At 70.8% G+C, this 8,512-nt stretch carries 8 protein-coding genes and 1 rRNA gene; 3 read left to right on the forward strand and 6 right to left on the reverse strand.

Annotated elements, in window-relative coordinates:
• Window positions 1-28: 28 nt before the first annotated feature.
• Window positions 29-379 (forward strand): sterol-binding protein, encoded by a 351-nt coding sequence (locus J7E91_RS34130; protein WP_214911099.1) that lies wholly within the window; start codon window positions 29-31, stop codon window positions 377-379.
• On the opposite strand, the gene J7E91_RS34135 is transcribed toward J7E91_RS34130, so the two are convergent.
• The 4 genes from J7E91_RS34135 to J7E91_RS34150 form a co-directional block, all read right to left on the reverse strand.
• Window positions 363-1,250, reverse strand: coding sequence for an ABC transporter ATP-binding protein (locus tag J7E91_RS34135; protein WP_214911101.1), 888 nt, complete (start codon window positions 1,248-1,250; stop codon window positions 363-365). The two genes, J7E91_RS34130 and J7E91_RS34135, sit on opposite strands and share 17 nt — an antisense overlap.
• Window positions 1,247-2,335, reverse strand: coding sequence for an iron chelate uptake ABC transporter family permease subunit (locus J7E91_RS34140; RefSeq protein ID WP_214911103.1), 1,089 nt, complete (start codon window positions 2,333-2,335; stop codon window positions 1,247-1,249). The genes J7E91_RS34135 and J7E91_RS34140 overlap by 4 nt, the downstream gene beginning before the upstream one ends.
• Complete coding sequence (locus J7E91_RS34145) at window positions 2,332-3,303, reverse strand: FecCD family ABC transporter permease (RefSeq protein ID WP_374224820.1); 972 nt, start codon at window positions 3,301-3,303, stop codon at window positions 2,332-2,334. Before J7E91_RS34145 ends, J7E91_RS34140 begins: the two co-directional genes overlap by 4 nt.
• 230 nt (window positions 3,304-3,533) lie before the next feature.
• The gene (locus J7E91_RS34150; protein ID WP_214911105.1) at window positions 3,534-4,562 is read right to left on the reverse strand and encodes an HAD hydrolase-like protein; all 1,029 of its coding nucleotides are present in this window, start codon (window positions 4,560-4,562) and stop codon (window positions 3,534-3,536) included.
• A gap of 72 nt (window positions 4,563-4,634) precedes the next feature.
• Between J7E91_RS34150 and J7E91_RS34155 the strand changes: the two genes are divergently transcribed.
• On the forward strand, window positions 4,635-5,918 hold the full coding sequence (locus J7E91_RS34155; protein WP_214911107.1) for a DUF1015 family protein: 1,284 nt from the start codon (window positions 4,635-4,637) through the stop codon (window positions 5,916-5,918).
• Window positions 5,919-5,989: 71 nt separating this feature from the next.
• Here J7E91_RS34155 and J7E91_RS34160 read toward each other — a convergent pair whose 3' ends face one another.
• Window positions 5,990-6,709: a tetratricopeptide repeat protein gene (locus J7E91_RS34160; protein WP_251016691.1), complete on the reverse strand. Its 720-nt coding sequence runs from the start codon at window positions 6,707-6,709 to the stop codon at window positions 5,990-5,992.
• Window positions 6,710-6,787: 78 nt separating this feature from the next.
• Here J7E91_RS34160 and J7E91_RS37160 point away from each other — a divergent pair, with 78 nt between their 5' ends.
• Window positions 6,788-8,185, forward strand: a complete 1,398-nt coding sequence (locus J7E91_RS37160) for a hypothetical protein (RefSeq protein WP_214911121.1) — start codon at window positions 6,788-6,790, stop codon at window positions 8,183-8,185.
• A 99-nt stretch (window positions 8,186-8,284) separates the two neighbouring features.
• Here J7E91_RS37160 and rrf read toward each other — a convergent pair.
• A 5S ribosomal RNA gene (gene rrf / locus J7E91_RS34170) occupies window positions 8,285-8,401 on the reverse strand.
• Between the last annotated feature and the right edge of the window lie 111 nt (window positions 8,402-8,512).

Here is an 8,512-nt window from a genome sequence, read left to right on the forward strand (position 1 = left end):
GCGAAGCCCTGGGGTACCGTCGATCCCGATGGCAACGATGGAGGAGTGCCGCAGCGCACTCGACAAACTTTCGGACAACCTGGCTCAGGCCGACGACGACGGCGTACGCAGCGCCGCGTCGCTCGACCGTTCCCTGAGCTGTCACATCACGGATCTGGATGTCACGTTCACCGGCCGTCTCGCGGACGGCCGGATCGACGTACGGGACACCTTCGACGGTCCCCCGCGCGAGCGCGCCGAGATCCGCCTCGCCATGACCGGCGACGAACTGGTCGCCCTGGTCGGCGGTGAGCTGAACTTCGCCAGGTCCTGGGCCTCGGGCCGGGTCAGGCTCGAAGCCGGCTTCCGTGACCTGATCCGCCTCAGGAAGCTGCTGTAGCGGACGTAGGGGCAGCCGCCGCCCGCCCGCCGCGCGCCTTCCGCGCCGCCGGCACCACCAGCGGCGTCCCGGTCTCCGGGTCGTCGATGACCTGGCAGCGCAGTCCGAAGACCCGCTCCACCAGCTCCGCCGTGACCACCTCGGCCGGCGGCCCCTGCGCGACGATCTCGCCGTCCCGCATGGCGATCAGGTGCGTTGCGTAACGCGCGGCATGGTTCAGGTCGTGCAGTACGGCGACAAGGGTGCGCCCCTGCGTCTCGTGCAGCTCCGCGCACAGGTCGAGGACGTCGATCTGGTGCTGGATGTCGAGGAAGGTCGTCGGCTCGTCGAGCAGCAGCAACGGTGTCTGCTGGGCCAGGGCCATCGCGATCCAGACGCGCTGCCGCTGCCCGCCCGACAGCTCGTCGACGTAACGGTCGGCCAGTGCCCCGACGCCCGTCGAGTCCATCGACTCCTCGACGATCCGCTCGTCCTCCGGCGACCACTGCCGCAGTACCCCCTGGTGCGGGTAACGGCCGCGCGCCACCAGGTCCGCGACTGTGATCCCGTCGGGTGCGATGGACGACTGCGGCAGCAGCCCCAGCGTCTTGGCGACCTTCTTCGCGGGCATGGAACCGATCGCGTTCCCGTCCAGGAGCACCCGCCCCCGCGTCGGCTTGAGCATCCGCGAAAGGGCCCGCAGCAGCGTCGACTTGCCGCACGCGTTCGGCCCGACGATGACCGTGAACGAATGGTCCGGTATCTCGACGGACAGGTCTTCGGCGATGACCCGCTGGTCGTAGGCGAGGGTCACGGATTCCGCGCTGAGGCGCTGAGACTGAGGTTGACGCTGCTGCACTGGCATGCTCCTGGGATCCTTCTCGTTCGTCATATACGTCCCGCCTTGCGCTCGGTGACCAGCAGCCACAGCAGGTAGCAGCCGCCGAGCACCCCGGTCACCACTCCCACGGGCAGCTGCGTGTCCCCGAACGCCTGCTGGGCGACCCAGTCGGCGATCACCAGGAGCGTGGCCCCCATGCAGACGGACGCCCCGAGGTTGGCCCCCGGCGAGCGCGTCAGCCTGCGGGCGAGCTGCGGCGCGCTCAGCGCCACGAAGGCGATGGGACCGGCGGCGGCCGTGGCCACCGCGATGAGCAGTACGGCGCTCAGCATCAGCACCAGCCGGGCGCGTTCGACGCTCACCCCGAGCGCGTACGCCGCGTCGTCACCCATCTCCATCATGCGCAGCGACCGGCCGTGCCCCAGTACCAGCGGAATGAGGACGACGCACACGCCGAGCAGCGGCCAGGCCTGCTCCCACCCACGCCCGTCGAGCGAGCCCGTCATCCACACCGTGGCCCGGGTCGCGTCGACGATGCTGGCCTTGGTGATCAGGTAGTGGTTGAGCGCTGTCAGCATGGCGGCCGCGCCGATACCGACAAGCACCAGCCGGAAGCCGTGCACGCCCCGCTTCCACGCGAGGAAGTAGACGGCGGCTCCCGTCAGCAGACAGCCGACGAGCGCGCCGCCCGTCACGGCGAAGGCGTTGCCCTTGAACAGCACGATCACGACGAGCGCGCCGGCCGTCGCACCCTGCCCGAAGCCGATCACGTCCGGACTGCCCAGCGGATTGCGGGAGATGGACTGGAAGACCGCCCCGGACGCCCCGAGCGCCGCACCGACGAGCAGCGCGACGACGACCCGCGGCACGCGCAGCTCGGTCACGATGAATTCCTGCGACGAGGTGCCGTTTCCGAGGAGCGTACGTACGACATCGCCCGGCGACATCGGGAAGTCGCCGCTGCCGATGAGCACGACCCCCATGCCCAGCGCCGCCGTGATGAGCAGCAGCGTGGCGAGGATGGCCCGGGGCTCGAACCGGAAGGAGAACCCTCCGCGGGTGCGTATCGCGCGCGATGCCCGCGTCCGCGAAGGACGCGAAGTAGGCGAAGTACGCGAAGGAGAAGTAACAGTCACAGTTGGGCCATCTTCCGGCGGCGTACGAGATGGATGAACACGGGCCCGCCGACCAGCGCGGTGACGATGCCGACCTGGAGTTCGGAGGGCCGGGCTACGATCCGCCCGATGACGTCCGAGCCCAGCAGCAGCACCGGCGAGAGCACGGCGGAGTACGGCAGGATCCAGCGCATGTCGGGCCCGGTGATGGTCCGCACGAGGTGCGGCACCATCAGCCCGATGAAGACGATCGGCCCGCAGGCGGCGGTCGCGGCGCCGCACAGCAGCGTCACGGCGACCATCGCGAGTACGCGCGTACGCGTCAGATGCGCGCCCAGCGCCCTCGCCGTGTCCTCGCCCATCTCCATCGCGTTGAGCGGCCGCGCGATGAGCAGCGCGAGCACCACACCGACGGCGATGAACGGCCACACCTTGCCGATGATCTCCATGTCGGCGGAGGCCAGCGAGCCGACGGTCCAGAAACGAATCTGCTCCAGCGCGGCCGAGTCCATCAGCTGTACGGCGTTGACGTAGCCGTAGAGCGCGGCGGTCGCGGCGGTGCCGGCGAGCGCGAGCCGTACGGGTGTCGCGCCGCGGCTGCCGCCCAGGATGTAGACCAGCACGGAGACAACTCCCGCGCCGACGAACGAGAACCAGACATATCCGGTCAGCGAGCTGACGCCGAAGAAGCTGATGGCGGAGACGACGGCGGCCGCGGCCCCCGCGTTCACGCCCAGGATTCCCGGTTCCGCGAGCGGGTTGCGGGTGAGCCCCTGCATGACCGCGCCGGAGAGCCCGAGCGCCGTACCGACGAGCACGCCCAGGATGGTGCGGGGCACCCGCACGTCCCGGACGATCACATCGCTGCCGGTGCCGGAGGCGTGGAACAGGCCGTGCCACACGTCGCCCAGCCCGAGCGGTTTGGCGCCGATGGCGATACTCGCGACGACGACCAGCAGCAGCACGCCGATGGAGACGAACAGCCCCATGGCACGTACGGCATTGCGTTTCCGGGGCGCGGGGGCCGACGGGGCCTGCACCGCGCTCTGCTTGGGCGAACTCTCAACCAACACGGAGTTAGGTTAGCCTACCCTCGCATCTCTTCCCTCGCCGAAGGGACCGGCAAGGGAGAGCGGGGTCCGGTGCAGCGCCCCTGACGCGGAGCCGCAAAGTGTCACTGCGGCAAGCGGCCGGCAGGGGAACGGCTCCGCAGGACCCCCTAAAGCCCCACCCGGTCAAGCGCCTTGCCCGCGTCCAGCCCGCACGCCCCGTCCCCGGCGTACGTCCAGGCCGCCGCGCACAGCGCCCGCAGCCCGTCCAGCGCCGCGCCCTCCCCCTCGGCCACCAGCTCGCCGTCCCGCACGGCAGCGGTCCACCCACCGCACACGAACCCGCCGTCGGTCCCGGCCACTTCCGGCTGCCCGGTGAGCAAGCCCCGCAGATCCGCGTCCACATACGTAGGCCGGTACTTGGGCGCCGCCGCCAGCAGCTGCGCGGCGTCCGTCACCCCGGTCAGCACGAGCAGCGAGTCCACGCCGCCCACGTTCGCACCCTCGATGTCCGTGTCCAGCCGGTCCCCGACCACCAGCGGCCGCTCGGCCCCGGTCCGCAGAATCGTTTCCCGGTGCATCGGCGGCAGCGGCTTGCCCGCCACCTGCGGCTCGGCGCCGGTGGCGATCCGTACGACCTCCACCGCCGCACCGTTGCCCGGCGCGATCCCCCGCGCACTGGGAATCGTCAGGTCGGTATTGGACGCGAACCACGGTAGCCCCCGCGCCACGGCGTACGACGCCTCCGCGAACCGGCCCCACGCCAGATCGGGCCCGCCGTACCCCTGCACCACGGCCACCGGATCGTCGTCGGCCGACTCCACAGGCACCAGCCCGCGCTCGCGCAGCGCCACCCGCAGCCCGTCCCCACCGACCACCAACACCCGCGAGTCAGCCGGAACCTGATCGGCGATCAGCCGGGCAACCGCCTGCGCCGACGTGATCACATCGGAAGCCCGAGCCGGCACCCCGAGCTCCGTCAGATGCTCCGCCACCGCGTCGGGCGTCCGCAGCGCGTTGTTGGTCACATACGCGAGGTGCATCCCGCCCTCCCGGGCCACCCCGAGCGCGTCCACCGCGTGCGCGATGGCCTCACCGCCCGCGTACACGACACCATCCAGATCCAGCAGAGCCGTGTCGTACGCCTCCCTCAGCGCACGCGCGCTCGCGTCGGGCCGGGTCCTGGTCTGCTGGCTCATTCCGTATCGCTCCTAGATCCGTGCTTGTCCCCCGATCATCGCTCATCGGGCGACCCCACTTACGATGCACCAATGAGTACACCTGGTCGGCCCGAGGAGGACCACGGCCTGCGCCTGGCCCCGTTCCGTGGACTGCGCTACGTCCCCGAGCGAGTGAGCGGCCTGGCCGCTGTCACGTCCCCGCCGTACGACGTGGTCGTACGGCCCGACGGCCTCCACCATCTCCAATCGGCCGACCCGTACAACATCGTCCGCCTGATCCTCCCGCAGGCCTCAACACCCGACACCCGCAACAAGCAGGCCGCCGACACCCTGCACCGCTGGCTGACGGAAGGCGTGCTCGCCCCGGACCCCGAGCCTGCTCTGTACGTATATGAGCAGCGCAAGGGCGACCTCCTCCAGCGCGGCATCATCGGAGCCCTCGCCCTCACACCACCCGCCGAGGGAATCGTCCTCCCCCACGAGGACGTCATGCCGCACGTCGTCGCCGACCGCGCGGCCCTGATGCGCGCCACCGCCGCCAACCTCGAACCGCTCCTGCTGACCTATCGCAGCGGCGGCAACGCAACCGGCTCGACCGCCGTCATCGAGCGCACCATCCTGCGCTCCCCGCTCCTGGCCACCACCACGGAGGACGGTTTCAGCCATCGCCTGTGGTCCCTCACGGACCCTGCCGAGCTGGCCGAAGTGACTGCGGACCTGGCCCACCGCCAGGCACTCATCGCGGACGGCCACCACCGCTGGGCGACGTACCTCCGCCTCCAGGACGAACACCCGGCCGGCAGCCCCTGGGCCTCCGGCCTCGTGCTCCTCATCGACACGGCCCGCTACCCGCTCCAGGTCCGCGCCATCCACCGCCTCCTGCACCGCCTCCCCGTGGCTGACGCCCTCGCCGCGGTCGCCGCCACCTTCCGCATCCGCGAGGTGCCGGGCCCGCTCCCCCACGCCCTGGAGGCCCTCGCGGCGGCGGCGACCGCCGGCAACGCCTTCCTCCTGGCGGGAGACGGCGCGTACCACCTCATCGACCGTCCCGACGAGGCCCTGCTGTCCCGTACGATCCCGGCCGGCCGTCCCGAGGCCTGGCGGAGCCTGGACGCGACGGTCCTGCACGCGACCCTCCTCGACCACGTGTGGTCGATCCCCGACGCCCCCGAGGACATCGCGTACATCCACGACACGGAGGCCGCCGTCACCCAGGCGGAGCGCCACGGCGGCACGGCCGTCCTGATGCATCCGGTACGGGAAGAAGTCGTCCGGGACCTGGCCCGCCAGGGCGTCACGATGCCCCGCAAGTCCACCTCGTTCGGCCCGAAGCCGGCGACGGGCCTGGTCCTGCGCAGCCTCGACCTGAGCTGAGCCCCCGGAAACGCGTAAGGGCGGCACCCCGTCGGGGGTGCCGCCCTTACTCACAACACGAGGGGACTCAGTCAGTCCTTGTCGCCCTCAACAGGCTCCACGCCGCTCTCGCCGCCCGCGACGTCGTCCGCCACGGCATCGGCATCGGCCACGGCCTTCGACTCACTGGATTCACCGGACACACGAGACTCCGAGGACTCCCCGGATTCGTCCCTCTCCTCGTCGAGGGCATCGACGAAGTCGACACCATCGAGCTGGGCGAGCCGGTCCGAAGCGTCCGTCAAACCATCCTTGTCGGCCTCAATCGCCTTGGCGAACCACTCGCGCGCCTCGGCTTCGCGCCCGGCGGTCAGCAGCGCGTCGGCGTAGGCGTACCGCAGTCGCGCGGTCCACGGCTGCACCGAGTTCGACGCCAGCTCCGGCCCCTGGAGGGTCACGATGGCCGCATCGATCTGCCCCATGTCCCGACGCGCGCCGGCCGCGACCATACGCATCTCGACCTGACCCGCCTTGTCGAGCTTCTGCACCTCGGGCTCACCGGCCATCGCCATCGCCCGCTCCGGCCGCCCGAGCCCGCGCTCGCAGTCCGCCATGACGGGCCACAGCTCGACGCTCCCGGTCATACGGCGGGCCGCGCGGAACTCCGCGAGCGCCTCCGTGTACCGCTGAGTCGCGTACGCCGCGAAGCCGGCGGCCTCACGCACGGCAGCCACCCGCGAGGCGAGCCTCAGCGCGATGCGCGAGTAGGCGTACGCCTCTTCCGGGTCGTCGTCGATGAGTTTCGCGACCATGACGAGGTTCTTGGCAACGTCCTCGGCAAGGGTCTTCGGCAGGCTCTGGAGCTCCTGACGAACGTCCTTGTCGATCTCGTGACCCGTGACGTCCTCGGGAATCGGGAGCCGCTTGACGGGCTCACGCTCCCGGTCGTCACGCTGCCCGCGGTACCCGTCGCGGTCGCCACCGCGGTCACCGCGGTCGTCACGACGCGGCGCGCGATCGTCACGGCGGGGCCCACGGTCGTCGCGACCGCCACGGAACCCACGCTCGTCATCCCGACGCGGTCCCCTGGACCGGTCGTCGCGGGGGAATCCACCGCGCTCGTCGTCCCGACGCGGCCCACTGCTGGGCCGGTCGTCGCGACGCTGGAACCCACCGCCGCCACCACTCGGCCGGTCGTCACGACGCTGGAACCCACCGCCGCCACCGCTGCTGGGACGGTCGTCCCGACGCGGCGCACGGTCATCGCGCCCACCACGGAACCCGCCACCACGCTCGTCATCACGACGGGGCGCACTGGACCGGTCATCGCGACGCTGGTAACCACCGCCACCACCGCTCGGCCGGTCGTCACGACGCTGGAACCCGCCGCCACCACCGCTGGGACGGTCGTCCCGGCGCTGGAACCCACCACCACCACTGGGACGGTCGTCCCGGCGCTGGTAACCACCGCCACCACTGCTGGGACGGTCGTCACGACGCTGGAACCCACCACCACCACTGGGACGGTCGTCCCGGCGCTGATAGCCGCCGCCACCACTGCTGGGACGGTCGTCACGACGCTGGAACCCACCACGATCGTCGTCCCGGCGCGGCGCACGGTCGTCACGGCCGCCACGGAACCCGCCGCCGCCACCGCTGGGCCGGTCATCGCGACGCTGGTAACCGCCACCACCACTGCTGGGACGGTCGTCCCGACGCTGATAGCCACCGCCACCACCACTGGGACGGTCGTCACGACGCTGGTAACCGCCGCCACCACCACTCGGCCGGTCGTCCCGGCGCTGGTAACCGCCGCCACCACCGCTGGGACGGTCGTCCCGGCGCGGGGCACGGTCGTCGCGGCCGCCACGGAACCCACCACGGTCGTCGTCCCGACGCGGCCCACTGCTGGGCCGGTCGTCACGGCGCTGGTAACCGCCGCCGCTGCCACCGGCCGGACGGCCGCCGCGGCTGTCGTCACGGCGAGGGCCGCTGCTCGGCCGGTCATCGCGACGCTGGAAGCCACCGCCACCACCGCTCGGACGCCCGCCTCGGTCGTCATCACGGCGAGGACCACTCGGGCGGTCGTCACGACCACCACGGGGCGCTCCGCCGGTGGGGCGGTCGTCACGACGGAACCCACCGCGATCGTTGTCCCGGCGCGGCGCACGGTCGTCACGACCGCCGCGGTATCCGCCCCTGTCATCGCCGTCTCGCCGGCGCGGCTCGCGCTCCGGACGATCGTCGGAAGAGTTGGTGGACATCGGTTGGCTCCTGTCTTGGGGTAACGCAGTCATTCTCGCGCAGTCGGCCATCCGACGCGCTTCGGAAAAACAAAAAGGACCCTTGATCCAGCATGAACGCTGGACCAAGGGTCCTGAAAGATTGTTCGGCGGTGTCCTACTCTCCCACAGGGTCCCCCCTGCAGTACCATCGGCGCTGAAAGGCTTAGCTTCCGGGTTCGGAATGTAACCGGGCGTTTCCCTAACGCTATGACCACCGAAACCCTATCGGGCTTAGCGAACAAGCACACTCTTCAATTAAGTAAGTGGATCTGTTCAACCGGTGCGATAACTGTTCGCAACCCGGGAACAACACAGTGGACGCGAGCAACT

Source organism: Streptomyces sp. ISL-99 (assembly GCF_018614005.1).
Classification (GTDB): Bacteria; Actinomycetota; Actinomycetes; order Streptomycetales; family Streptomycetaceae; genus Streptomyces; species Streptomyces flavidovirens.

What these genes read in the sequence shown, in the direction of transcription:
- J7E91_RS34130 (WP_214911099.1), top strand. Translation starts at nt 29, where the DNA reads ATGGCAACGATGGAGGAGTGCCGCAGCGCACTCGACAAACTTTCGGAC.
- J7E91_RS34135 (WP_214911101.1), bottom strand. Translation starts at nt 1,250, where the DNA reads ATGACGAACGAGAAGGATCCCAGGAGCATGCCAGTGCAGCAGCGTCAA.
- J7E91_RS34145 (WP_374224820.1), bottom strand. Translation starts at nt 3,303, where the DNA reads ATGGGGCTGTTCGTCTCCATCGGCGTGCTGCTGCTGGTCGTCGTCGCG.
- J7E91_RS34150 (WP_214911105.1), bottom strand. Translation starts at nt 4,562, where the DNA reads ATGAGCCAGCAGACCAGGACCCGGCCCGACGCGAGCGCGCGTGCGCTG.
- J7E91_RS34155 (WP_214911107.1), top strand. Translation starts at nt 4,635, where the DNA reads ATGAGTACACCTGGTCGGCCCGAGGAGGACCACGGCCTGCGCCTGGCC.
- J7E91_RS34160 (WP_251016691.1), bottom strand. Translation starts at nt 6,709, where the DNA reads ATGGTCGCGAAACTCATCGACGACGACCCGGAAGAGGCGTACGCCTAC.